The sequence below is a fragment of the Bacillus paramycoides genome, assembly GCF_001884235.1.
Lineage (GTDB): Bacteria > Bacillota > Bacilli > Bacillales > Bacillaceae_G > Bacillus_A > Bacillus_A paramycoides.
Window position 1 is genome coordinate 95928 of record NZ_MAOI01000134.1, and the last position, 25200, is coordinate 121127.

Annotated in this window: 28 protein-coding genes, 1 riboswitch and 2 other annotated features; of the genes, 7 read left to right on the plus strand and 21 right to left on the minus strand. The window is 35.7% G+C overall.

Annotated elements, in window-relative coordinates; translation table 11 throughout:
* The first annotated feature begins 29 nt into the window (after nt 1–29).
* Entirely contained in the window at nt 30–830 is an 801-nt protein-coding gene (locus tag BAU28_RS27865; protein ID WP_071721192.1) for a sulfite exporter TauE/SafE family protein, read from the plus strand.
* Nucleotides 831–1123: 293 nt separating this feature from the next.
* Here the strand turns inward: BAU28_RS27865 and BAU28_RS27870 are convergent, their stop codons facing one another.
* Nucleotides 1124–1351, minus strand: coding sequence for a hypothetical protein (locus tag BAU28_RS27870; RefSeq protein WP_002171100.1), 228 nt, complete (start codon nt 1349–1351; stop codon nt 1124–1126).
* 170 nt (nt 1352–1521) lie between these two features.
* Between BAU28_RS27870 and BAU28_RS27875 the strand changes: the two genes are divergently transcribed.
* Complete coding sequence (locus BAU28_RS27875) at nt 1522–2034, plus strand: Crp/Fnr family transcriptional regulator (RefSeq protein WP_002171099.1); 513 nt, start codon at nt 1522–1524, stop codon at nt 2032–2034.
* A 30-nt stretch (nt 2035–2064) separates the two neighbouring features.
* Here the strand turns inward: BAU28_RS27875 and hmpA are convergent, their stop codons facing one another.
* Nucleotides 2065–3273, minus strand: a complete 1209-nt coding sequence (hmpA, locus tag BAU28_RS27880) for an NO-inducible flavohemoprotein (RefSeq protein WP_071721194.1) — start codon at nt 3271–3273, stop codon at nt 2065–2067.
* Nucleotides 3274–3431: 158 nt separating this feature from the next.
* Complete coding sequence (locus BAU28_RS27885; RefSeq protein WP_071721195.1) at nt 3432–4523, minus strand: site-2 protease family protein; 1092 nt, start codon at nt 4521–4523, stop codon at nt 3432–3434.
* A gap of 151 nt (nt 4524–4674) precedes the next feature.
* Between BAU28_RS27885 and BAU28_RS27890 the strand changes: the two genes are divergently transcribed.
* Nucleotides 4675–4872, plus strand: a complete 198-nt coding sequence (locus tag BAU28_RS27890; protein ID WP_002171096.1) for a hypothetical protein — start codon at nt 4675–4677, stop codon at nt 4870–4872.
* A gap of 135 nt (nt 4873–5007) precedes the next feature.
* Here BAU28_RS27890 and BAU28_RS27895 read toward each other — a convergent pair whose 3' ends face one another.
* Nucleotides 5008–5859, minus strand: a complete 852-nt coding sequence (locus BAU28_RS27895; protein ID WP_071721197.1) for a YhfM domain-containing protein — start codon at nt 5857–5859, stop codon at nt 5008–5010.
* A 108-nt stretch (nt 5860–5967) separates the two neighbouring features.
* Here BAU28_RS27895 and BAU28_RS27900 point away from each other — a divergent pair, with 108 nt between their 5' ends.
* Nucleotides 5968–6744, plus strand: coding sequence for a class I SAM-dependent methyltransferase (locus BAU28_RS27900; RefSeq protein WP_071721199.1), 777 nt, complete (start codon nt 5968–5970; stop codon nt 6742–6744).
* Nucleotides 6745–6784: 40 nt separating this feature from the next.
* On the opposite strand, the gene BAU28_RS27905 is transcribed toward BAU28_RS27900, so the two are convergent.
* Nucleotides 6785–6994 (minus strand): hypothetical protein, encoded by a 210-nt coding sequence (locus tag BAU28_RS27905; protein WP_002171093.1) that lies wholly within the window; start codon nt 6992–6994, stop codon nt 6785–6787.
* Between the two features lie 262 nt (nt 6995–7256).
* Nucleotides 7257–7515 (plus strand) — a binding site (T-box leader).
* A 56-nt stretch (nt 7516–7571) separates the two neighbouring features.
* On the opposite strand from BAU28_RS27905, the gene brnQ3 reads away from it, so the two are divergent.
* Nucleotides 7572–8927, plus strand: a complete 1356-nt coding sequence (gene brnQ3 / locus BAU28_RS27910) for a branched-chain amino acid transport system II carrier protein BrnQ3 (protein WP_071721200.1) — start codon at nt 7572–7574, stop codon at nt 8925–8927.
* A gap of 24 nt (nt 8928–8951) precedes the next feature.
* On the opposite strand, the gene BAU28_RS27915 is transcribed toward brnQ3, so the two are convergent.
* The 9 genes from BAU28_RS27915 to gltP form a co-directional block, all read right to left on the minus strand.
* Nucleotides 8952–9308: a DUF3992 domain-containing protein gene (locus BAU28_RS27915; protein ID WP_116500498.1), complete on the minus strand. Its 357-nt coding sequence runs from the start codon at nt 9306–9308 to the stop codon at nt 8952–8954.
* Nucleotides 9309–9318: 10 nt separating this feature from the next.
* Nucleotides 9319–9951 carry a response regulator gene (locus BAU28_RS27920; protein ID WP_025147280.1) on the minus strand — a complete coding sequence of 211 codons (633 nt, stop codon included), beginning with the start codon at nt 9949–9951 and terminating at the stop codon, nt 9319–9321.
* Nucleotides 9948–11003: a sensor histidine kinase gene (locus tag BAU28_RS27925; protein WP_071721204.1), complete on the minus strand. Its 1056-nt coding sequence runs from the start codon at nt 11001–11003 to the stop codon at nt 9948–9950. The genes BAU28_RS27920 and BAU28_RS27925 overlap by 4 nt, the downstream gene beginning before the upstream one ends.
* Entirely contained in the window at nt 11003–11743 is a 741-nt protein-coding gene (gene liaF / locus BAU28_RS27930; protein ID WP_071721207.1) for a cell wall-active antibiotics response protein LiaF, read from the minus strand. The genes BAU28_RS27925 and liaF overlap by 1 nt, the downstream gene beginning before the upstream one ends.
* A gap of 107 nt (nt 11744–11850) precedes the next feature.
* Nucleotides 11851–12513 carry a PspA/IM30 family protein gene (locus BAU28_RS27935; RefSeq protein ID WP_071721209.1) on the minus strand — a complete coding sequence of 221 codons (663 nt, stop codon included), beginning with the start codon at nt 12511–12513 and terminating at the stop codon, nt 11851–11853.
* A 44-nt stretch (nt 12514–12557) separates the two neighbouring features.
* Nucleotides 12558–12914 (minus strand): lmo0954 family membrane protein, encoded by a 357-nt coding sequence (locus BAU28_RS27940; RefSeq protein WP_071721211.1) that lies wholly within the window; start codon nt 12912–12914, stop codon nt 12558–12560.
* A 325-nt stretch (nt 12915–13239) separates the two neighbouring features.
* Entirely contained in the window at nt 13240–14556 is a 1317-nt protein-coding gene (locus tag BAU28_RS27945; protein WP_071721213.1) for a Na+/H+ antiporter NhaC family protein, read from the minus strand.
* A gap of 94 nt (nt 14557–14650) precedes the next feature.
* A riboswitch (SAM riboswitch) is annotated at nt 14651–14756 on the minus strand.
* Between the two features lie 120 nt (nt 14757–14876).
* Nucleotides 14877–15395, minus strand: coding sequence for a ribonuclease FAU-1 family protein (locus BAU28_RS27950; protein WP_071721215.1), 519 nt, complete (start codon nt 15393–15395; stop codon nt 14877–14879).
* A gap of 67 nt (nt 15396–15462) precedes the next feature.
* Complete coding sequence (gene gltP / locus BAU28_RS27955) at nt 15463–16737, minus strand: glutamate/aspartate:proton symporter GltP (RefSeq protein ID WP_071721217.1); 1275 nt, start codon at nt 16735–16737, stop codon at nt 15463–15465.
* A 487-nt stretch (nt 16738–17224) separates the two neighbouring features.
* Here gltP and BAU28_RS27960 point away from each other — a divergent pair, with 487 nt between their 5' ends.
* Together BAU28_RS27960 and BAU28_RS30620 are read left to right on the plus strand one after the other, a co-directional pair.
* The gene (locus BAU28_RS27960; RefSeq protein WP_071721219.1) at nt 17225–18487 is read left to right on the plus strand and encodes a murein hydrolase activator EnvC family protein; all 1263 of its coding nucleotides are present in this window, start codon (nt 17225–17227) and stop codon (nt 18485–18487) included.
* Between the two features lie 100 nt (nt 18488–18587).
* Nucleotides 18588–18749 carry a hypothetical protein gene (locus BAU28_RS30620; protein WP_165615200.1) on the plus strand — a complete coding sequence of 54 codons (162 nt, stop codon included), beginning with the start codon at nt 18588–18590 and terminating at the stop codon, nt 18747–18749.
* Between the two features lie 30 nt (nt 18750–18779).
* Here BAU28_RS30620 and BAU28_RS27965 read toward each other — a convergent pair whose 3' ends face one another.
* From BAU28_RS27965 to cysC, 7 genes are all read right to left on the minus strand, one after another.
* Entirely contained in the window at nt 18780–20135 is a 1356-nt protein-coding gene (locus BAU28_RS27965) for a sodium-dependent transporter (RefSeq protein ID WP_002171081.1), read from the minus strand.
* 111 nt (nt 20136–20246) lie between these two features.
* Nucleotides 20247–20494 (minus strand) — a binding site (T-box leader).
* A 61-nt stretch (nt 20495–20555) separates the two neighbouring features.
* Nucleotides 20556–21173, minus strand: a complete 618-nt coding sequence (locus BAU28_RS27975; RefSeq protein ID WP_002171080.1) for an NAD(P)-binding protein — start codon at nt 21171–21173, stop codon at nt 20556–20558.
* Nucleotides 21148–21891 carry a sirohydrochlorin chelatase gene (locus tag BAU28_RS27980; protein WP_048370523.1) on the minus strand — a complete coding sequence of 248 codons (744 nt, stop codon included), beginning with the start codon at nt 21889–21891 and terminating at the stop codon, nt 21148–21150. The genes BAU28_RS27975 and BAU28_RS27980 overlap by 26 nt, the downstream gene beginning before the upstream one ends.
* A gap of 1 nt (nt 21892) precedes the next feature.
* Entirely contained in the window at nt 21893–22669 is a 777-nt protein-coding gene (gene cobA / locus BAU28_RS27985; RefSeq protein ID WP_071721223.1) for a uroporphyrinogen-III C-methyltransferase, read from the minus strand.
* Between the two features lie 86 nt (nt 22670–22755).
* Nucleotides 22756–22956: a DUF3906 family protein gene (locus BAU28_RS27990; RefSeq protein ID WP_002171077.1), complete on the minus strand. Its 201-nt coding sequence runs from the start codon at nt 22954–22956 to the stop codon at nt 22756–22758.
* 10 nt (nt 22957–22966) lie between these two features.
* Nucleotides 22967–24589, minus strand: coding sequence for a nitrite/sulfite reductase (locus tag BAU28_RS27995; protein WP_071721225.1), 1623 nt, complete (start codon nt 24587–24589; stop codon nt 22967–22969).
* A gap of 11 nt (nt 24590–24600) precedes the next feature.
* The gene (gene cysC / locus BAU28_RS28000) at nt 24601–25194 is read right to left on the minus strand and encodes an adenylyl-sulfate kinase (protein ID WP_002171075.1); all 594 of its coding nucleotides are present in this window, start codon (nt 25192–25194) and stop codon (nt 24601–24603) included.
* Nucleotides 25195–25200 lie beyond the last annotated feature (6 nt).

Below are 25200 nucleotides of genomic sequence, written 5' to 3' on the forward strand. Positions count from 1 at the left end.
GGATAAGTTATATAGAGGAGTTGGCAATTTTGGAATACATCATGTTACTTTTCATCGGATTAATCGCGGGGACAGTCGGGAGCCTAGTCGGACTTGGGGGCGGAATTATTATCGTTCCGTTATTAATTGGATTACACAGTTTATCACCACAACTCGCAGTGGGAACTTCTATGGTAACAGTCGTTTTTACAGGGCTGTCTTCTACCCTTACTTATATGAAACATAAACGGGTAGATTATAAAAGTGGACTTATTTTATTTATCGGGAGTGGCCCTGGTGGTATTATCGGATCATGGGCGAACAAATTTTTAAACCAAGATACATTTTCTTTATACTTTGGGATTTTCCTTATATTCGTCTCCATTCTTCTTATGCTACGAGACAAATTAAAACCTCTTTCCTTATCAAATATGACTGTAATTAAGCGTTCTTTTACAGATAACGAAGGAAATACTGTACACTATCAATTCCCACCGTTTCTCGCTATCTTTATTGCCTTTATAGTTGGATTTATATCTGGTTTATTCGGAATTGGTGGTGGCGCCTTGCTTGTTCCAGCAATGATGCTCCTTTTTGCATTCCCAGCACACATTGCTGTAGCCACTTCAATGTTTATCGTATTTCTATCAGCAATTGTAAGTTCTTTAACTCATATTTCTCTTGGAAATGTCAGCTGGATGTATGCATTAATTCTTATTCCTGGCGCATGGATTGGCGGAAAAATCGGGGCTTATATTAATACAAAATTAAGCGGTAATGCCGTAATTAATTTATTACGTATCACATTAATAATTCTTGGAACTAGATTAATCATTACCTCACTTTTATAACGCGTTCTTTCTAGAATGCGTTTTTTCTTATACACATGAATATAAAAAGGCTCCTAGGAGAACAAATAAAACTACACAAACACTTAATAGCATAAAATTTGAAATATGTACTTTCTTCAAGTTGATCACTCCTATAGCTGCGACTGTTATCTTTATGATAGCGAAAAAACAGCTTTCTTACAGTTACAAAGTGCTAACAATGCAAAATCATTTATTACAAATTTTATCCTTATATTTCATTTCTTTGTATATTCTATCGATTCAATAAAAAAAGATGTCATATTGACACCTTTTTAGTGAAGAAGTGACCATCCCATAAAGTCTTCATGTACTTGGCACGCCCTCTTATCGTTTCGATCATATAGTTCAGCATAACTATCTGTTTCTTCATCATAAGCCATCGTATAAATAATTTGGCCGTCTATTTCAACGGATAAAACGACTCCACCTTTCATCTCTTCTACATGAATGATGGCATTCGCCGGAATTTTCATATCCGTCATCTTCATCGCATCTAACAATATACTAAACCCCCTACAGCGTATTCATTGCTAGTACTATTACACACTAAATAGTATACTACTGTAATAGCATACATTTCGTCAATGAAATTGCTGTTTAAAAAGCATATTGTCTTTATACATATACGCTAAAATAGAAGATATAGAAACGTTTAAATGGGGGGCTAACATTGATTTTACACAAAGGAGATGTACTATTCCGTCAAGGCGAGGACGGTCCTTTATATTTTATAAAAACAGGTTTATTAAAAGTGGTAAGGCTACAAGAAGACGGAACACCATTTTTGTTCAACATTATCGTTCCGGGTGAAACGATACCTCACCATTCTTTAATTTCACCGAAGGAATATCACGGTACAGCTATCGCTTTAATAAAAACAGAAGTTGAACCTATTATTAGTGGTGAATGGTACGATAAACTTCAGGCGAATCCTGAATCCTATGCTGACATCGCTATGCAATTGCAATCAAAATTAAGAATGATGCAACAACGTATTGATCAATTGACAACCGTCTCTCCGAAAGAACGTCTTCATCGTTTACAAGAGTGGTTCACACTATATTTAGGTGACATTCCTATATATGAAATATTAACGCAAACTGAAATTGGTCAACTAATAGGAATACGCCGTGAAACAGTAAATCGATTATTAAGAGAACAAACAAAAAACGAGGCAAAGTAACGCCTCGTTTTTTGTTTGTTCAAATTTCACCTATTGTAAGCTTGCTGCTGGACCGAAAAATTCATAATGAATGTTCTCTGGTTTAACGCCTAACTCGATTAATACAGCATTAATATGTTTCATGAATGGCACTGGACCACAGAAATAAAATTCTGCTTCTGTTGTTGGAATAATAGTTTGTAACCATTCACCTTCAATGAAGCCTTCTTTATCAAAGTTCTTCATTTCCAAATCTTTTTCAGTTGGTGCAGAATAGCAAGTATATGCTTTAACTTGTTCGTATTCATTGTCTACTGCCTTAACGTGTTCTTTCATTGCATGTGTGTTACTATTTATCGCTGCATGAACAAAACATACTTTACGTTTTGAGTCTTGTTCAATTAACGTATTTAACATACTCATCATCGGTGTAATACCTACTCCACCACTAATTAGTACAACAGGTACAGTTGAATCCATATTTAATACGAAATCTCCCGCTGGTGCACTTACTGGTAAAATATCCCCTTCTCCTACATGATCATGTAAGTAATTAGATACTTTACCGTCTGGTGTATCTACACCTTTTTCTTTCTTTACACTAATACGATAATATTCTTTTCCAGGAGCGTCAGACAAGCTATATTGACGATTATGTGTATATGTTTCACCTTTAATATTTATTTGAATCGTTACATATTGTCCTGGGATGAATGAAGAAACTTTCCCTCCATCTTCAGGTTTTAAATAAAATGACGTAATAACATCGCTTTCCTTCACTTTTTTAACAATCACAAAGTTGCGGAAATCTTTCCATCCACCTTCTTTATGTGCAGCTTCTTCATACATCTCAGCTTCAATGCTAATGAATGCGTCAGCGATGACACCATATGCTTCTCCCCATGCATTTAAAACTTCGTCTGGCGCGCCTGCAACCTCTTTAATCGCTTGTAGTAAGCATGTACCTACAATCGGATAATGCTCCGCTTTAATGCCTAAACTTCTATGTTTATGACCGATTTGTTTTACAACTGGAATAATAGCTTCTAAATTATCAATGTACATCGCAGCTGCATAAACAGCATTTGCCAACGCTTGTTGTTGTCTTCCCTTTTTCTGATTTGTATGGTTGAAAATATTTAATAACTCCGGATGTTCCGAGAATAAAATTTGATAAAATCTCGTTGTAATTTCAACGCCTTTTTCTTGTAATAATGGTACTGTTGACTTTACGATTTCAATTGTTTTTGCACTTAACATTGTATCCCACTCCTCTATCTCCTTAACTGTTTTTAGTTTAACTGAATTGTATAATACATATTGTGATTTTAATCACTATTAACATGGTGTTTTTGTGAAAAATATATGAACAATGCATATTCCTTTATAAATTCTTCCTATCATTTCGACACTATTTTCTACACACTTCTCCTTGGCAAGTGCTCTTGTAAAACAACATACCCTTCATAAGCTGTATAACCAAGTATAGCCATTAATCCGATATAACAAGCAAATACTGTCCATTTCGTTTTCGTATCGACTTTATAATAATTTTCTTGTTGTCTCTTTTCTATTTCCCATTCATTTAATTTTCTTTCCGACACTTCAAATGCTTCTCTTATACGAATTGTATACTCATCTTTTTCATCTTCATATGGGACATAATCAAGCGGCTCAAACTTTGGTAAAAGGTACTCTAACACTTCGATTTTTTGAAATTCTCCCATTTTTAATTCTTTCTCTCTTTGTCTTAATACATTCATCTCATGGTGAATCATATAAATCGTTCGATGTACCGCACCAGTTTCCTTTAGTTCCTCTTCAAGCCTAGCAACATATTCCTTCATTCCATCTATTTTATATCCTAATTCCTTAATCGGCTCATCTCTCTTTATTACTCTATATAGTTCCATACAGCCGATAATAAAAATAAATCCCCCCAAAATACTTTTGAAGTAAATAGAATAGCCGAGTAGTAAAACAAGCCCTGCTCCCCAAATTTTCGTACTTACAACTGAAATAATTCGTCCGCCATCTAGTGGGGAAACTGGAATTAAGTTAAAGAAATTAATCATACTTCCAAGTAAAATAATTAGCGCCCAAAACGGCTCTTTCGTTACCATATAAAGTGGAATGGCCGGTAAAAATGAAAGCAATCCGAAAAGAGGTCCCATATATGCAATATAAGCTTCATCTTTTGCATTTTTCGGCATCTCTTTCATCCCAATAAGAGCTCCCATAAATGGAATGAAGATCGCTGGTGATGTAGGGATTCCTTTTCTTCTCGCTGCCCATAAATGCCCCATCTCATGAACAAACAACAAATAAACGAGCGCTACTCCAAACTTCCAACCATATATAACTGCGTATGCACCAAGTGATAAGAACATACTAAATACGGTTGAAAATTTTGCTAGCTTAAAAATCGCAAATATCCATTTTAACTTTGATAGTAAAAATAACCCTATTGCGACGATAATTCCCCATAATCCTTTTTTATTATTTTTCATATTCCTCTCCTTTACATCACCTTAATGAGTCATACACTCTCATCAAAGTCTATCCTTTTCTCTATTATGACATATTTTTCTCTTTTCTTAGAAATAATGTTTATATCATCCATTTTTAGCCGAAAATATAAGTGAAAGGAGGTAGAAACAAATGAAATTACAATCTCTCATAATAGGTGCCCTTTCTTTCTTAGCTTCAACTCTTATTTTTTATACAGTTAGCTACTTATTATTATTAGATTGGTTGCCAAATCACTTATTTATAGCTCTTATTATTCTTTCCGCTCTTATGATTTCTTTTCTTATTACCCGAAAATCAATGAATGAGCCATCTGCAAAAGCAAAATAATAGAGGGGGCCTTTGCCCCCTCTATTATCATTTCCTAGGAAAGTCCATATTGCTTGTATTATTTACAAACTAATAAAATTTCTAATTTACCCCGCATAAACAGACAGTGAGACTCCCACTGATTACAGTTTCACCTTATCTTTGTAAATTCATTTTTTCACCATAATCTTTTACAATTTGGATGATATTTTGAAACACCCCTAGTTTTTCTTTTTTACTATTTAATATTTGCAAATCATAATTATCATAATATGTTTCTAATGATTTTAATTGTGATAATGAAGCTTCTTTTATTGGAACAGTAATATTCACTTCATACTGCTTATATCCTTCTTTTACTTTTTCAGCTGAAATGATTTTACTCTCTTTTGCTCCAACTAATTTTTGAACTTTTTCCGGGAAGATTAATTGCAAATAATATTCTTGTTCCTTCTCCAGCTTATTGTATAGTGATTGCGAAATTGTATACCGGACCTTATAATTCATTTTCTGCTCATCTGCTTTAATATGGAATGCGGTAATCTGCATATCTTTTTTGGTCACTTCCGTTAAATTATCTATCTTCGTATCATCTTCTTTTTGATCTGAAACATTTGGGAATAAAGATAAAAGCTGTTGCGTTTCTTTTTCGGTAAGCATGTACATATCTTTCTTATATTGAATCCATCCCCGGCGATCTTCTCCTCTTAACCATGCATAATATGTTTCTATTTTCCCATTTCTACTAATTTGTATTTCATATTCCGGTTCGCCAAAGCTACCTGTTATTTCTTGTTTTTCTGCTTTGGTTATAATGTCTACCACTAACTCCGCATCCATTTTCTTTAAATTTTTTTCTTCTTTACCTTTTTGTATAACAGTTACCTGTAATGGTTCTTTCACTTCATTCACTGTCTCCTCTACTTGTTTTGTTTCTTTCTTTTGCTCGGCTTGACCACACGATGCGAGTAAAATTACACATAAAACCATTAGATAATTCCCTTTCAAATCGATCCCTCTTTTCTAATAAGAAACCCTTATAACCTTCATATAAGAAACAAAAACGTGACATGATATAAAATGAGCTATACTATACACTGAAGGGAGGATTTTACAATGTCCATTAATTTTCATGATGCAAATAATAAGTACACATATGCAAATCGTAACGCACATGTTTCATGGCGGGAAGCGATAAACAATATTGTAGATGTACAAAACAAACGAATAATTGATATAGGGTGTGGCGGTGGTATTTATACAAAAGAACTTGCACTTATGGGGGCTACAAACGTAATTGGACTTGATTTTTCAAAAGAAATATTACAAGCCGCAAAGGAGAATTGTAGCAGCTTCCCAAACATTTCATTTATTCACGGTGATGCACATAATATCCCGTTCCCTGATGAAACATTCGATATTGTCATTTCACGTGCAGTGATCCATCATTTACAAGACATTCCTACATTTTTAAGCGCAGCTTCTCGCATATTAAAAAAAGACGGTATGCTTATTCTACAAGATCGAACCATTGAAGATTGCATAATTCCAGGAAGCCCTGAACACATTCGTGGATATTTTTTCTCCGTCTTCCCAAAACTCATTGAAACAGAAGCGAAAAGAAGACCAAAAACCACTACTATTCAGCACTTATTACAAAAGCATTCTCTTCAAGCGTTCCCCATTCAAACACAATGGGAAGTACGAAAAATTCACGATTCTGTAGAAGCATTACTACAAGATTTATCCCCTCGAACAGGTCGATCCATACTGCACGAATTAACGGATAATGAACTTTCTCGACTTCTACATCATATTCAAACAGCATTACAAAACCGCTCTCCTATTATCGAAAGAGATCGTTGGACAATTTGGAGTGCTTTGAAATTGTAAGGAAGGAAGCCTCACAAAAATAATGTGAGGCTTCCTTCTTTCATAATCTAATTTTGCAACACTCTTGATATCCTCCACTTCTGGCCTGTGCACTTCCACACTTCGGACATACTAAATATCTAGACTGATTTGTCAACAAACTACCTTTTTGAAAGAGTAAAACTTCTGCTTGTTTAAACGAACGCGAATAATATAACCATATAAAACCACATATAGCAATAATGCCAAATAATACTCCCATCGCAAACATTTCAGTCACCTCTTTTGGTTTGTTCTTTCCAGCAAGTGGATTGTTGTATTATTCTCTGCAAATTCAAATGATTCCTTCTTTACTCCTATAAATATCGATTTTCTCCATAAACTTTACAATTCTCTATAATGTTTTACACCATTTTTACAAATAACATTAAACCTTATATTATCCGCTATATTTCTACATGAAAATATATTTCCCAAAAAATATGTTGACTTTCTAAAAAAAACATGTGAAAATACTGTCAGAATACTTGAATAAAAATTCATTGACGAGAACGAGTACGTTATAGGGCTGTTCCCCAGAGAGTTGGCATTTTGCTGAAAGCCAATGCTCAGTTCGTAACCGAAAATCATCTCCGAGAAGTAGAACCGAATGCTGAAGTAAGTTCTTACCGGCCGTCCCCCGTTACAAGGAACACGTATCATGTTGTACGTTGCAAAGCCGTATACATATAGATATATTTCTACATGTATAAATTAGGGTGGTATCGCGGGTAAATATAACTCGTCCCTTTCTTCAGGGACGAGTTTTTTGTGTTCTTACAATGAATTTACAAAAAGGAGGAAAAACAATGAACACTGTATCAAAAAAACATATTTTTTTCACAGGTCTTATGCTATTTTCTTTATTTTTTGGGGCAGGAAATTTAATTTTCCCTCCTATGCTTGGACAAAATGCTGGTGAAAACTTTTGGCCAGCAATGATTGGCTTTTTACTAACAGGGGTCGGTTTGCCGTTACTAACTGTTATCGCTATTTCTTTATCAGGAAATGGAATGCAACAACTTGCAAGTCATGTTCACCCATTATTCGGAATTTTCTTTACTGTAGTTGTATACATTGCAATCGGTCCATCTATGGGAATTCCACGTGTCGCTAACGTCGCTTATGAAATGGGAGTTAGTTCTTTCTTACCAGAAACTATTCGCTCTAGCAGCCTAGCACTATTTTTATACACGGTCATCTTCTTTGCTATCGTATTTTGGCTTAGTTTAAATCCTTCTAAGCTCGTCGATCGTATCGGAAATATATTAACACCTATTTTACTATTCTCTATTTTCTTGTTATTTGTCAAAAGTGTATTTTCACCACTTGGGCAATCAGGACCAGCAATGCAAGAGTATCAAACTTCTCCAATTTTCAAAGGTTTTATGGAAGGATACTTAACGATGGATACCATTTCAGCACTTGCATTTGGAATTATCGTTGTAAATGCTATTCGCTCAAAAGGTGTGAATGACCGTAAGTCAATTGCCATTGCAACAGCAAAAGCGGGACTTATTGCCGCTACTGGTCTCGTACTTGTATACGGTGCACTTGGCTGGCTCGGTGCTACAAGCATCTCTCTCGGATACGCAAAAAATGGCGGACAGCTACTTACTGTTATCGTACAGCAATTATTCGGTCCATACGGTCTGATCCTACTATCTCTTATCGTTTCACTCGCTTGCTTAACAACATGTGTTGGACTTGTATCTGCATGCAGTCAATATTTCTCAACATTATTAACAAAATTTTCATACAAAACATTAGCAAGTATCATTTGCGCGTTAGGATTATTAGTTGCCAACTTAGGCTTAACAAAAATTATCGCAATCTCCGTTCCTATTTTACTTGTTGTATATCCAATTGCAATTGTACTCGTGTTACTATCGTTACTTCATAAATATTTCGGTGGATATCGATTTGTTTATGTAGGTGCTTTAATTGGAGCCGCAGTTGTGAGCGTATTTGATGGATTAAAACAAGGGAATATTCCTGTTTCATTTATCACATCTTATTTCGAGTTTATTCCATTATATAATGAAGGTATCGGCTGGTTAATACCAGCATTAGTTGGGGCTATTATCGGTTTTGCTATCGCAAAGCTAAGTGGTGCAAAAGCAGTACCATTAACGGATCATTCATCTGAATCGAAAGCATCATAAAAAAACTCCCGTTTCGGGAGTTTTTTACATTTGATAAGAAATATGATTAAAGCTACTTACTTTGCAAGCTTTCGTATAGTAATCAATATTCGTATCCACTGTTTCTACTTTTACAACATCATAGCAATCTTCTTGCTTTACTAGAAATAAATAATATTCTTCCGTCGCCTCGATAATTGCAATACGATCTGTTTCAATATCATATTGTTCACAAAGTGCTTGCAACGCATTCACATAGTTACCTAATTTTTTCGTTTTATCCATTCCAAATATCGTTTGAACTAACATACACTCTCTCCCCTTTGTATGTACTGTTAACACCTTAATGATAACGCTTACATAATTAACCGTCAACAAAAAGCTTTGACCATATATAGTCAAAGCCTCCTTCTTATTTCGTCAATTGATGTCTAAATGCATAAATAACCGCCTGTGTACGGTCACTTACATTTAGCTTATTTAATATATTACTCACATGTGTCTTTACTGTTTTGAGGGCAATAAACAACTCATCTGCAATCTCTTGGTTACTTTTCCCCTCTGCAATTAATAACAAAATTTCAAACTCTCTTTCTGTTAACTCTTCATGCAAAGGTTGTTCTTTCTTTTGACGCATACGAGACATCATTTTGCCAGTAACTTTCGGCTCTAATACCGTTTCCCCATCATAAGTAGCTCGTACAGCGTCTGCAATATCACTCGCTCTTGATGTTTTTAATAAATAACTTGTCGCTCCCGCCTCAATAACAGGGTACAACTTTTCATCATCTAAAAAACTCGTTACAACTACAATTTTCGCTTCTGGCCATTCTTGAATAATTGCACGCGTTGCTTCAACCCCGTCCATCTCATCCATGACAAGGTCCATTAAAATAATATCCGGTCTTAATTGCAAAGCTAACTCTGAGCCTTTTCTTCCATTTTCAGCTTCTCCAACTACTTCAATATCTGGCTGCGTTGATAAATATGCCGATACACCCATTCGAACCATTTCATGATCATCAACTAGTAATACTTTTATCATGATTCTCCCCCTCTCTCAATCATAATCGGTACTTTCACTTCTATTTGCGTACCTTTATTTGGAAAACTAAGAACCTTTAATGTACCACCAATTTCATGAACTCGTTCTTGCATTGATCTTAAACCGTATGAACCTGCCTTATTAACCCCAACTTTAAAACCAACACCATCATCAATAATTTTCAAAATCGCATATTGATCAATTTTGCGTAGGCGTACTTCGGTTTTCTTTGCCTTTGCATGCCGTAAAGTATTAGACAGAGCCTCTTGTACAATACGGAATAAATGATCTTCTACACCTTTTTTTAATTGAATCGGTTCAATTAACCATTCAATTTTCATATGCTGCTTTCTAGACAGTTCTGTTAATAATTCTTCTATACCCTCTGTTAGTTTCTTACCTTCTAACTGCACTGGGCGTAAATGAAGGAGCAATGCTCTCATTTCTGATTGTGCATTTACAACCATATTCTCAACAAGTTGCAACTGCTTTTTCGTCGTGTCTGGAATTTCAGCTACTTGTTCATTAATGGCTGACATCATCATCGACATTGCAAAAAGCTGCTGACTTACAGAATCATGTAGCTCCCTCGCCAATCGATGCCTTTCTTGGGAAATCGCTTCTTGTCTCATCTCTTCATTCCAATGAGCTCGTTCATTCGTTACTTTTTGAAATAGCCCAGCTTGCTCCTCTAATCGACGAGCAAGACCGATTACTTTTCGTTCCACTTCATGAAATTCATCATCCGCAGTAAACGAAACATCACTCGGAAAATTCCCTCGCTCTACCTCAAATAGAAAAGTATTTAATCCTTGTATACGCTGCTCTATATAATAACCGATTGCATAGCCTATAATTCCTCCGATAAGAAGACTAGTACTCATAATAAACAAGCCAATTGGAACAGAAGCAATGGATTCTTTCCATAGTAAATCATAAACTTGTTGCTCGCTTTTCCATACATATACAATTGTACAGATGAGTGCGATACTCACAGAGGACAACATAGAATAACGAATATACATCCACGAAATATTCTTTTGTTTTTTCATTATACTTTCCTCACTTCCGTATCGCCTACGACAAGCGAAGAAATAATTTTGATACGGCGAGGAGCTTCTTTATACTGTTCCGTTCTAAACGTAACAGTACGGTTAAATCCTGTTTCTTCGTGCCCTGGCAGGAGCACTCGCCCAACAATAACAGAATGATTTAAAGACAATTCAATGTCATACGGAACATATAAACGAATGTTACCAATGACTCCCCGAATAACAATTACCGTTTCTCCCTCTGGAACCATCGCGGTTGTTAAATCAATCTCGACATCACAAGCACCATATTGGACGTTAATATCCTCAAGTTCATAAATATGATCCATCATTCGTACATTACCTACGAACATATTTTTTATATACGGTTCTGTACGATATATTTGTTTTTCTTCATCTATATATCCCTTTTCTTTAATTTCAACTTTCATTGCTTTTTGCCGATGTCCTTGTTGAATCAGTTGATAACCAATTAAAGCTAAACAAGCAAATACAACAAGTACGAATGCTGCTGATGAAAATAAGAAGAATAAAAATACAATACCGCCGACAAATAAAAATACATTCCCTCTTACATAACGATTCTTCTTTCGATAATGTCTTCCAAACATAATCATAATAAATGCAAAAATTAGACCACCTGGTTCAAAATGTCCAAGTACCATATCAAGAAATAGACCGAATCCAAATATGATGAGGAGCATCCCCATTAATTGTGTTTTTGAAAATTGCTTCTTCATTTCAGCTCCCCCCCTCCTTGTCACATATACATAGAAGAAAAGGCATTGCTTTCCAACACCTTTTCTCCTATCACTATATCATAAGCCTGTTTTATTATATACTACAATTATTTTGTTACTTCTTTCGTTAACGATACTTCACTTTTTTCTTTCATTTCACGCTCAAGTTTTGCAATTTTCATATCAAATGTGTCGCGCTCATGCTCTTCATTTATACGAATCTCTAAGTCACGAATGTGATCTTCAATTTCTTCAAATCGTAAGAACGGATTATTTTCATCCATTTTATGCATAGCAGTATTCATACGGCGGTTCGCATGTGCCATATTTTCACGTGCCATGAGTTCCATACGTTTTGCGTTCATTTCTTTTAATTTATTTTTCATGTCAGCAAGACGGCGTTCTAATTCATCAATTTGTTCTACAACACCTGCATACATTTCTTCTAAGCGAGTTACTTGCCCTTCATAATAAGCAACTTCTTCTAGTGCACGTTCATGTAATTGTAATTCTCCTGCTTCTTGTGCGATGATAGCTTGCTTTGATCTTTTATTAACGAAATAACGTGCTTGCTCAAGCTCACGAGCAAAGTTAGATTTTAATGTTTTATGACGCTGAATTAACTTCTCAATTTTCGTTATTTCACGCTCACTATCGCGTAAATATTGGTTTAACATAGCAATTGGATTTTTTCTTTCTTTCTCATCTAGCACATTATGAAAATCAGCTAAAATTGCATCGCGTACACGTCCGAATAAAGATTGTTTCATTATAATCTTCCTCTCTTCTACTTTATAATTTGATTTATTTTGTATTAGTTTTTCATTAACTTGTTCCACTCATCTTCAAAGTTGCTATATGGTTTAGAACTTTCTGGAGCAGAATCAACAACTACATTTTTTTCTTTTTTCCACTCACGGTATCCATAGTATAAAACTACTAATGCTACGATACCGATTAATGCTGGGGAATGAGAAAGGGCGATGGACAAGCCGATTAAACCAACAATACCCCAAGCTAACTTTCCAAAAAATGATTGTGCTCGCACAAATGATTTATAGCTCCAGTACACAACTCCTGCTCCGATTGCGAATCCTACAATACCAGCAAGACTACCAAGAGCAATTAAAGCCAAAATGCCGGCCGCGATAAACGCTAGAAATTGTTTCATCTTGTGCTTGCCTCCCTTCGATTTGATACTCTTATCTTAACTATTTTTTCATTTTTCCATAACGAGCTTAAGAACTGTTTTCGACTCAGACTTAAGACCGAGTTGAATTCAGCCTTTCGTAAAATAGATATTCCTCTCAACAACATAAGACAAGTTGATAAACACTTTTATCCCGTTAATGCCCGATTGATGAGGACTAATAATCAGTAGGTATAGGTGCTGAATCCCCACCACCAATTAAAACTTCACTTTATTACACATAAAAAGCCGTTCAGAGAATGCTCTCTGAACGGCTTCAGTTGCTACTAATAAAATTCATAGTTGATTACGCTGTTTTATGATACTCTTTTTTCTCCGTACCCTTCGAAAAACGCGGGAAACCAATTAAAATCGAAATGATGCCACATACTCCAACTAATATTGGATAAAATGCATAAGGTAACAATTCAATTGGAGATAATGCAGCAAATCCTGCCGCTGTTAACATTTGAGCACCGTACGGAATTAATCCTTGTACACAGCAGGAGAAAAGATCTAATACACTCGCTGATTTACGTGGATCAATTTCATATTGATCCGCAATATTCTTCGCAAGCGGACCTGTAAAAATGATAGAGATTGTATTATTTGCTGTACACATATTCGTCATACTCACTAAACCAGCAATTCCAAACTCTGCTCCTTTTTTCGAACGAATATTACGCGTTAAAAGATTCATTAAATATTGAATACCACCATTATACTGGATAAGTTCAACCATACCACCGATTAAAATTGCAAGTAATACTAATTCCATCATACTGCCCATTCCAGTCGTTACACTTTTAAAGAAACTCTCTAACGTATAACTTCCATCTATGAGACCGATAACACCAGATAGTACAGTTCCGCCTGTTAACACGATAAGTACATTCCAACCAAGTAATGCTGTAACAAGTACACCTGCATATGGTAAAATCTTCACCCAATCAAATGTATGAGCTTTAATTTCTGTATCACTTCCTAAAGTAATCATTACTAATAGTACAATTGTAATGATTGCAGCTGGCAATACAATTAAAAAGTTCGTTTTAAACTTATCTTTCATTTCTGTTCCTTGCGACCTTACAGCTGCAATTGTTGTATCAGAAATAAATGATAAATTATCACCAAACATCGCACCACCAACAACAGTCGCCATCGTTAGTGCAATTGAGATATCAGTTTGCCCACTAATACCTACAGCAATTGGCGCTAATGCGGCAATAGTTCCCATTGAAGTTCCCATCGCTAATGAAATAAATGCCCCTATAACAAAAATTCCAGCAACGATAAACCCTTGTGGTAAAATAGATAACGCTAAGTTAACTGTAGAATCAACTCCGCCCATTCCTTTTGCTGTTTCAGAAAACGCCCCTGCAAGTACAAAGATTAATACCATAATCATAATATCCGGATTTCCTGCACCTTTTGCAAATCGTTCCACTTTCACATTAAAGCTTTCTTTACGATTCATCGCTAAAGCAATTCCTACAGCAATTGAAATCGCTACAAGTATCGGCAATTTATAGAAATCACCTGTAATAATTCCAGAACCAATAAATAGCGCCAAAAATATTCCAAGTGGTAATAATGCTAAACCATTTCCTCTCGTTTCTTTCAAAGTATCATCTCTCCCTAGTTTTCAACCTTTTCTAATGAACAACAAAAGACCTCTTCCAACGAGAAGAGGTCTTATACATCTATAAGAAACACTCTTCTCATCTTTCAAGCACATGCTTGCTGGATTTGGCACAGCACTCTAAAATCGAGTCCGCTGCCGAGGCATCGTAGGGCCAGTCCCTCCGCCTCTCTTTATAAGAAGGTTTCATATTTATTTTTTAATAATAATTTCTTTCCTAACTTTACTCGCTTACAAAACAAAAGTCAATTATTTTTTGTATAGATTTTTTTGGTAATTATACAAAAACGTGAATACATCAATCATTTTAACTTTTCAATCTCTTTATCTATTATTGAAATCCAATAAAATTCTCCCTTTTTTATCGTTGCTACAATCCATTTTGTTATATGCCAAGCTAATTCATATTCTTCCTTAGTAATATCACCCATACTATAGGCATCCTCTAACTCGTCTTCATCCAATACATAAATCTCACCGTTCGGTAACAATACTACATCTAAATATAAATCATCAAAATAAGGTAAACCACGCTCGTCTATTTTATATTCTTTCGTCACGTCGATATAATACTGCACTAATTTTTTTTGATCGTCTAACATAGCTGTAATTGCAAAGTTTTTCCCGTTTATAAAATATTGCATCCATGTATACTCATCACCTGCAATGCAAAGTTCTTTACTATTGTATTCTTTATAACTAGGCTCTCTCACCTTTTTTATGTCTAGTATACCTAATATACCTGCTTCAACTTGTTTTACTGTGTATGTCTTCTCTATTAATCGCTTCCACGTAGAACCATCACCGTACTTGCGTTTCATAACTCCCTCACCTCGTCTATATACAGAAAAGCTCTCACATATTATGTGAGAGCTTTATAAATCATAATTAAGCCGCTTGACCCTTTTCAGAAATCTCTTTTAAATAAGCTTGTCCTTTTTCAGCGTCATATTGGCCTTCCCATTTAGACATAACTACAGCTGCTAAAGAGTTACCTACAACGTTAACTGCTGTACGAGCCATATCTAGAATACGGTCAATACCTGCAATAAATGCTAAACCTTCAGCTGGAATACCTACTGTACCAAGTGTCGCTAATAATACAACGAATGATACGCCTGGTACACCCGCGATACCTTTTGATGTAACCATTAGTACAAGTAATAATGTAATTTGTTGTGTAATGGATAAATCAATACCGTACATTTGCGCTAAGAAAATTGCCGCAATTGCTTGATATAAAGTTGATCCATCTAAGTTAAATGAATAACCTGTCGGAATAACGAAAGATGTAATTGCTTTCGGACAACCGAATTTCTCCATTTTTTCCATAATTTTAGGTAAAACCGTTTCTGAGCTCGCAGTAGAATACGCAAGAATAAGCTCGTCTTTTAAAATTTTAAAGAATTGGAAAATATTAATACCGAATATTTTCGCTGTAAGTCCTAATACAACTACAACGAAGAAGATCATTGCTCCGTATACTACAATTAGTAATTTTCCTAATGGAATTAATGAAGCTAAACCGAATGTAGAAACTGTAACACCAATTAATGCGAATACACCAAATGGTGCAAACTTCATAACTTGGTTCGTTACGTAAAACATTGCGTCTGCTACACCTTGGAAAAATTGTAGAACTGGTTTACCACGTTCACCAATTGCTGCTACACCTAAACCAAATAATACTGAGAAGAAGATAATAGCAAGCATATCACCTTCAGCTAATGATTTCATAATATTTGTTGGAACAATATTTACAAACGTATCCGCAAACGAATGACTTTGTACTTGTTCTGTTGTAGCTGTATATTTGGAAATATCTGTTTTCGTCAATTTATCCATATCAACGCCTTTTCCAGGTTGGAAAATGTTCGCTATTAATAGACCAACAGCAATTGCAATTGTTGTAATAACTTCAAAGTAAATAAGTGTTTTTCCGCCTAGTCGGCCTAACTTCTTAACATCGCCAACACCAGCAACCCCAACAACAATACTTGCTACAACAATCGGTACAACAATCATCTTAATTAATCGGATGAAAATATCACCAATTGGTTTTAAATAATCTACCACTGCCGGATTGCCAAAGAAAATCGCCCCAACTGCAATACCAAGCGCAAGTCCTATTAAAATTTGCCATGCAAGTCCTATCCTTTTCATACTTGCCGCAACCCCCTCTTTGATGCATTCACTCTACCCTTCTCTTGTTCTATGAAACTAAGAAATTAAGAGTATTACATATTATTCGACAATTCACTACATTTTGTCCCTGTTAAAAATCATAAATCAAAAATTAAAATCTGACAACAAAATAAGTTTGCACGAATACAAATAATTTTCTTGACAAAAACAAAACCCATGTCAGAAAACCTCACATGAGAACGATTCCTCACCAGTGTTTTATGGACTTTTAAAATAATATTTCACTATGTAAAAAACCAATATTATATCCTTTATTTCCCACTAAAAAATAGAGCGCACCTCATCTTTTGCATTCATAAAAATATTAAAGCACCACGACAAACAATACTAAATTCCGACAAAACTTAGCAATTTTATAAAGTTTTCTTTACATTATGATTACAACGATAGACACCTTTCTTCTTCTTATGATATATACATTCATAGGGAAAGGAGCAAGACAACAATGAAAAAGAAATTTGCAGCATTTAGTGTTTTAGCAGCTGGAACGATTTTCGTTTCCCCGTTACTTTCACCCGTATACGCTGAAACGAATGAAAATAAATTATCTAATATTCAATCTGAATTAGAAGGCAAACAAAATGACTTACAAAATAAATCAGCTGAGAAAGAACAAATAGAAAAAGAAATCCAGGAATTACAAAAGAAAATCGATGAATTAACTACTTCTATTAATAAAAACGAAGCTGAATTAAACGATACAAAAAAAGAAATTAGCAAAACACAGCAAGTTATTATTGAAAAAAAGAAACATATAGAGCAATTACAAACGAACATAGATACACGTCAGGAAGTTATTAAACAACGACTACAATCTATGCAAGAAAAACCTCGCACAAATATCATTACAGAAGTATTAACAAGTTCTGCAAATATTGCTGATTTAATTGATAATATGTACTCCGTAAGTTTAATTTTAAACAACGATACAGATATTGTGAAAAAACAAACAACTGATCAAAATGCTGTGACAACAGAAAAAGAGGCTGTTGAGAAAAAAGAGCAACAACTGAAAGAATCTGAGCAAAAATTAGAGCATAAACAACAAGAGTTACAAAATAACCAACAACAGCAACAAATTCTTATTAACGATCTACATACGAAAGTAGCAAAAGTAGATTCCGAGATTGAAGGATTAGAAGAGTCAAAAGGTATTTTAGAAAACCAGCGTCAAGCTGTTCAAAAAGCAATTGAAGAAGAAAAACGTGCAGAAGAAGCTCGTAAGGCTGAAGAGGCACGTAAGGCTGAAGAAGCTCAGAAACAAGCTACTACATCTGCTCAAGCTGCCCCAACACCACACGATACAAATGTCAGTGGATTTATTAAACCAGCGGCTGGATCGAAAACTTCTGGATTTGGCGCACGTTCTTTAGATAACCATAAAGGAATTGACATCGCTGCTTCGGGAACGGTTCCAATTATTGCCGCTGCAGATGGTGTCGTTATCCGTTCAGAATTATCATCTAGTTACGGAAACGTTGTGTACTTATCTCACCGTATAAACGGAAAAACATATACGACAGTATATGCGCATATGAGTAGCCGTTCCGTATCGAATGGACAAACTGTAAAACAAGGCGATCAACTTGGATTTATGGGGAATACCGGTCAATCATACGGACAGCATTTACACTTCGAACTTCACCTTGGAGAATGGAATGTCGGTAAAACAAATGCAGTTGATCCATCTCCTTATATTGGATTATAAAAAACTCGGTGCATACCGAGTTTTTTTACTACCACTTCACACTTTATAGGCATTTCACATAGACTACAACTAAATGCCTATATTTTGCGGGGGGATAAATATGAATACACAATTACAAGAAGAAATAGAAGAAGCTAGAGAAACATACATCGGCCGACTATTTACATTCGGCGGCTCAGTATTATTTTTAATTGGATCATTTATCGCGGTTGTCACAGCTTATAAAGCATATAATCGTTTATTAAATACACCTACAACATAATAAAAAGACGGAGATTTCCCCGTCTTTTTATTATGCAAACATTTTAAATACGCCTATCGCATTTAAAAATACGATAATTACAGTTACTGGAATTATATAACGTAATAAGAAAAACCAAATATTAAACAATGTTTTCCCTTTCGTTTCCGTAACTTCTAATTCTTTCATTAATAACTCTTTACTCATTTTATTTGGTACGAATAGCGAAATGGCTAGTACCCCTAACGGCAGCAGTACATTACTTACCGAAAAATCAACGAAATCAAAGAATGTCTTCCCAAATATTTTCACATCACTCATAACTCCAAACGATAATGCCGATGGAATTCCAACTGCAAAAATAAGAATACCAATTAATAACGATGCTGACGGACGCTTCTTCTCATTATCTTTCGCAACAGATGCTACTACAATTTCAAGCATTGAAATCGCAGATGTTAAAGTCGCAAAGAAGAATAACACTAAAAACATAATAAAGAAAAATTGTCCAAATGGTATTTTTGCAAATACAGCAGGAAGGACGATAAATAGCAGCCCTGGTCCCTCGGTCGGCTTAACCCCTAATGCGAAAATCGCTGGGAAAATTGCTAACCCTGCAAGTACTGTAATAAAAATAGTTAAACTTACAATAGATGTTGCTGACTTAGCTAAGTGCTCTTCTTTCTTTAAATACGAGCTATACGTTACCATTACGGAGGCACCTACCGTTAGTGAGAAGAAAGATTGTCCCATCGCATATAAAATCGTATCTGCTGTAAGCTTTGAAAAATCTGGTTTTAAGAAGAACTCTACCCCAGCAAAAGCACCATCGAGTGTTAACGCACGAACAATGATAGCAATAAATAAAATAAATAATAGCGGCATCATGTACTTACTTGCTTTTTCTATGCCTTTTTCCACACCTTTACTAACAACAAAAATGGTACAAAGCATAAAGATGAATTGCGCTCCAATAGCACTTACTGGATTTGAAATTGTTTCACCAAACAATTGCCCATAATCTACTACTCCGTTCCAGAAGCTACCTGTGACACTATAGTATAAATAAAGTAAAATCCATCCACCTACAACACTATAGAAAGATAGTACGCTAAAACAAGTAACAACTCCCATACGACCAATCCAAGGATATAACTTGCTATTTGGTACTAATAGTTTATAAGCTGTAACCGCCTCTTTTTGGGTACTACGCCCGATAACAAACTCGGCTAGAAGAAGAGGCATACCTATAAATAAAGTTAATAGTAAAAATACAAGGAAGAATGCGCCTCCCCCGCCATTACCTGCAACATACGGGAATTTCCATATTGCCCCAAGACCTACTGCGGCTCCGGCTGCTGCGAGTACAAAGCCTATTTTCGACGTCCATTGCTGTGTTTCTTTCATCATAAATTCTCCTTTTCTGAATATTTAAACTTTTATTAATTATACACTTTCATTTCATACTCGCACACCTCCTTTAGAAAATAAAAAAGTCCCCTACACGCAAATATGCATGTAGAGGACGATATATGTAATGTAAATACCGTGGTACCACCTCAATTGGATTGATAAATCCCACTTGTTCAAGTACAGGAAAATTCCGATACTCTATCCTTTTAACGGCGGAACCCGGGTTGCCTACTGCAATGTTCAGCATACCTCTCGCAAGCCCATTCTGTATATTTTATCGTACCGGGCTCACACCTTACCCCAGCTCTCTGAACGCATCAAATATACGTACTCTTCTTGCTCATCGATTTCATCTATTGAAGTTACTTGTGATTATAAATTATATTCTTATAGTTGTAAAGTACAATTTACTCATTATCCTATATGAACTTTTCTCTCTAATTCTTGTAAAAACAATTCTCTTTTTTGTTCATTTTGAACATATACCGCCTTTAATACTTCTTGTAATAATATATTTCTCTGTCGCTTCTCTACTTGTAATTCTTTCACTCTTATTCTTACTTCATATAAAAAATCAAGATACGTTTCATACGTCTCATCATATTTATTTGCGATATCGTCACGAATTTTTTTCGCAAGTTTCGGGCTTGCTCCGCCTGTAGAAACAGCTACATTAAGTAGCCCACGATGAAACGCTGCTGGAAAATGAACATTTCCACTTTCCGGATTTGTAATAACATTTACCAATTGATTCACTGCAGCATCTTTAGCAATTTGTTCATTTAGTACCGAATCGCTAGTCGCCGCGACTACTAAAAAAGCATCTTTAATATCACTTTTTTCATATTCCCTTTGATACCAACGAATTTGCTTTTCTTCTACAAATTTTACTAAATTCGTATCTAATTCTGTACTTACCACAACGATATCCGCACCTTGTTTTAGTAAAGGAATAATTTTAAATCCTGCTACTTTTCCCCCGCCAATGACAACAACACGTTTCTTATCAACTCGCACTGTAAGTGGATACATATTGATCTCCCTTCAATATTTCCTCTGTTTTCTGAATTAACATATCTCGAAACGCTACATTCTTCCCTAAATATGGACTTGTTTTTATCTCTTCCGACTCATATTGACGCACTTCTTTCTCAATATGTTTCATGAGCAAGCCTGTAAATAATAAGTAAGGTAACACAACAATGTTCCGTTCTTTTTGTTCTACAATTTCTTTCAACTTCTCATCAAACTTTGGCTCCGCGGCTGCTAAATAACAAACTTCCACCTTTATAATGTTCTTTTCTTTTTGAAATAAAGAAGAAATCCACTTTATATCTTGTAAAGTTTGAGGATCACTACTTCCTCGTGCAACGAGCAAAAGTGTTACTTCTTCTTTAATACCCATTCCGTTATATACCGCCTTTACAAGCACTTCTGATACACCAAATGGATTACCATACACTATTTTGATATTCGGATATTGCTCGTTTAACTTTCGTAATTCAAGCGGAATATCTTCCTTCACATGTCCTGCCGCTAATAAAAAAACAGGGATCGCGACAATCTCTGTAGCACCACGCTTCACACATGTACGAAATCCTTCATCAATAGATGGACTCGCTAGCTCTAAAAAACAAACTTCTTGAATATTTGCCTCTACACGGCTCATACATGACGTAATAAATTGAATTGCCTCTTCTTTTGCCGCTTTCAAACGGCTTCCGTGACATATATATAAGACGGCTTTCATATCACAACACTCCGCTTACTTGATATGCATTTTCCGCTTGCTTCTCAAACCAATGTATCTTTTCTCTAAAACGGACAACTTCTCCAATAACAATCATACTTGGATTTTGAATTTGTTCTTTTTTAGCAACTTCTACTATCGTTCCTAACGTCCCTGTAACCGTACGTTGCATAGATGTCGTCCCCCACTCAATAATAGCAGCAGGTGTACTCTTTTCTTTTCCGTACTTTATAAGTTGTTCACATATGTAGGGTAAATTACTAACCCCCATATAGACAGCTAATGTATCTACACCTTTCGCTAGGTTCTCCCATTTCATTTCTTCCTCAGCACCTTCTTTTCTATGCCCCGTCACAACGGCAAAACTTGCACTTGCATCGCGATGCGTCACTGGAATGCCAGCATAAGCAGGAGCAGCTATGCCTGCTGAAATGCCAGGAATAATTTCAAATGGGATACCTTGCTTGGCTAACGCTTCAGCTTCTTCTCCACCTCTTCCAAATACAAATGGATCCCCGCCCTTTAGTCTCGTTACAACTTTTCCTTTTTTCGCATATTTAACAAGAAATGTGTTAATCGTTTCTTGCTTCATCGTGTGATAATTTGGGAGTTTCCCGCAATAAATTAAATCCGCTTCAGGCTTTGCATAAGAAAGCAATTCTTTATTTACAAGACGGTCGTACAATATAACATCAGCCTTCTCGATGCATCTCAACCCTTTAACAGTAATTAAATCCGGATCACCAGGACCCGCTCCGACGATATAAACCTTCCCCATCATCTCTCCTCATTTCTATTATTAAAGTGAAACTTCCATCCTTATATACGAATGGAAGTTACTACTATTTCGTATTACAATGTTCCCTACTCATGAATAACAAACGCCGCTCCTTTTTGAATCTTCTTTTTTTCATATAAGGAGATTTCTTTCACTTCTGGTAGCGGTAAAAAATACTTTTCCAGCTCTATTTCCGCAAGCTTAAACGCTTGCTCTTCACTTTGAGCAACAACGACTATTGGAACAACACTATTCACTAATACAGCTTCAAATCGATATAAATCCATATTGTCCCTCCTAAGACGCTATTACTTCTTCTAATACGCGATTTAGTACAATTTGTAATTCTTCCACTCCAACACGTCCTACGAAATCATAAAACGTTTCGGCTAGTAATTTATTCTTTTGGAAATAACGTAAAAAGGACACGAGAACATCCGGTAAATCTTCACCATCTATTTTCCCTTTTAATTTTTCGTTATATGCTCCGCCATCCAATAGCGTTCCGCCCACATATATTTCAAATGCCTCAACGATTCCCTTTTCCTTTGTTTTCAGTTTTACTCCTTGCAAACCAATATCAGCAATTTGACGTTGACCACAGGAGTTCGGGCATCCTACCATATGAATTCGAACTGGAACATCAAGTGCAATTTGTGTATCTAAGTATTCTGCGATTTTGCGCAATCTTTCTTTCGTTTCTACTAATGCAAGATTACAATACTCAATACCAGTGCATGAAACCGCATGGCCGATAAACGATTTCGGGTTTGCGGAAATTGCTTCAAACAACGGTTCACTTAATAATCCTTCAACATTTTCTGGCGGAACATTCGGAATAATGAAGTTTTGTGAGTTACAAGTACGAATTTGTCCATTTCCATATTGCTTTGCAATTCTTGCAATCTCAAACATCTCTTCTGCATGTAAACGCCCTACCGGCACATTAAAACCGACATATTTTAATCCTTCTTGTTTTTGATCTTGTACGCCATAAAAATATCCGGCATTCCATCCTTTGAGCGCACTTTCTCCTTTACTTTGCAAGGGTCCTGTGTATTCTACTAGTTTCTCTTTAAATTTCTCAGCTCCCCAGTCAGCAACAAGAAATTTCAAACGTGCTAAGTGGCGTTTTTCACGATATCCAAAATCACGGAATATAGTAGCAATTGCAATCGATACTGCCTTCACTTCTTCTGGTAAAACGAATACATCTAATTCTTCCGCTAAGTAAGGGCGCGCAGATAATCCTCCGCCTACTTTTATATGAAAACCAACTTTTTTCTCACCATCTATTTCTTTCGTAGCAGGTGTAAATGCCACACAGTTAATTTCAGCATTTGCTGAATTATAAATGTTAGAACTAATAGACATTTTAAATTTACGAGGTAGATTAGAAAACTCTTCATTATGTTGGAAGTATTCATATATCTCTTTAACAATCAACGTTGTATCAAATAGTTCGTTCGCATCAATTCCAGCAAGTGGATTCCCTGTAATATTACGTGTAATATCACCGCACGCCCCCGCTGAAGATAACCCTACTCTCGCTAATCTTTTAAAAATATCCGGAATTTGCTGAATTTCTAGCCAATGAAACTGAATCGCCTGTCTCGTCGTAATATCTAACACATCACGTCCATAGTCTTCAGCGATTGAAGCAAGTACTTCTGCCTGTGCATTTGTAATAATCCCAGAAGGAATATTAACACGCATCATAAAATAGCCAGCTTCTTTCGGTCGTTGCAAATACAATCCGGCCCATTTAAAGGAGTCCCACTCTTCTTTCGGAATTGATTCAAATCCATTTTCCGCATAGTAAGGAATATCATTAAAGATTTCCAAACCATCTTTTTTCAATTTGTTTTTCTCAGTCTGATTTATTTTTTCATTATTAGCCCATACTTTTTCATAACTCATTTTAAATCCCCCTATATAAAGCTACGCTCTTGTAAGTACTTCACAACTTGTTCTGCACATTCTTCAATAGAATACTTGTGCGTTTCTACAATTAATTCTGCTTGTTCCGGTTCCTCATACGGTGAATCAATACCAGTAAACTGTTTAATATCACCTTGTCTCGCTTTTTTATAAAGCCCTTTCGGATCACGCTTCTCACATTCTTCAATCGGACACTTGACAAAGACTTCAATAAACTCATCTGCTGCCAAAAGGTCTCTGACTTGTTTACGGTCTACTCGAAATGGTGAAATGAAAGCTGTAAGGACAACAGTACCTTGATCTACAAATAACTTCGCCACTTCACCAATGCGTCTTATATTTTCCATACGATCACTTTCAGAAAATCCTAAATCCTTATTTAAACCGTGGCGAATGTTATCCCCATCTAACACATAATTTCCAATATTCTTTTCAAATAGTTTACGAGCAACCGCATTGGCTACTGTAGATTTACCCGAAGCTGATAAACCAGTAAACCAAACTACAAAACTGTGATGCCCATTCTTCACTCTTCTCTCATCTTTTGAAACCGAAGCTGTATGCCAAGTAATATTCGTATCCATCTCGTT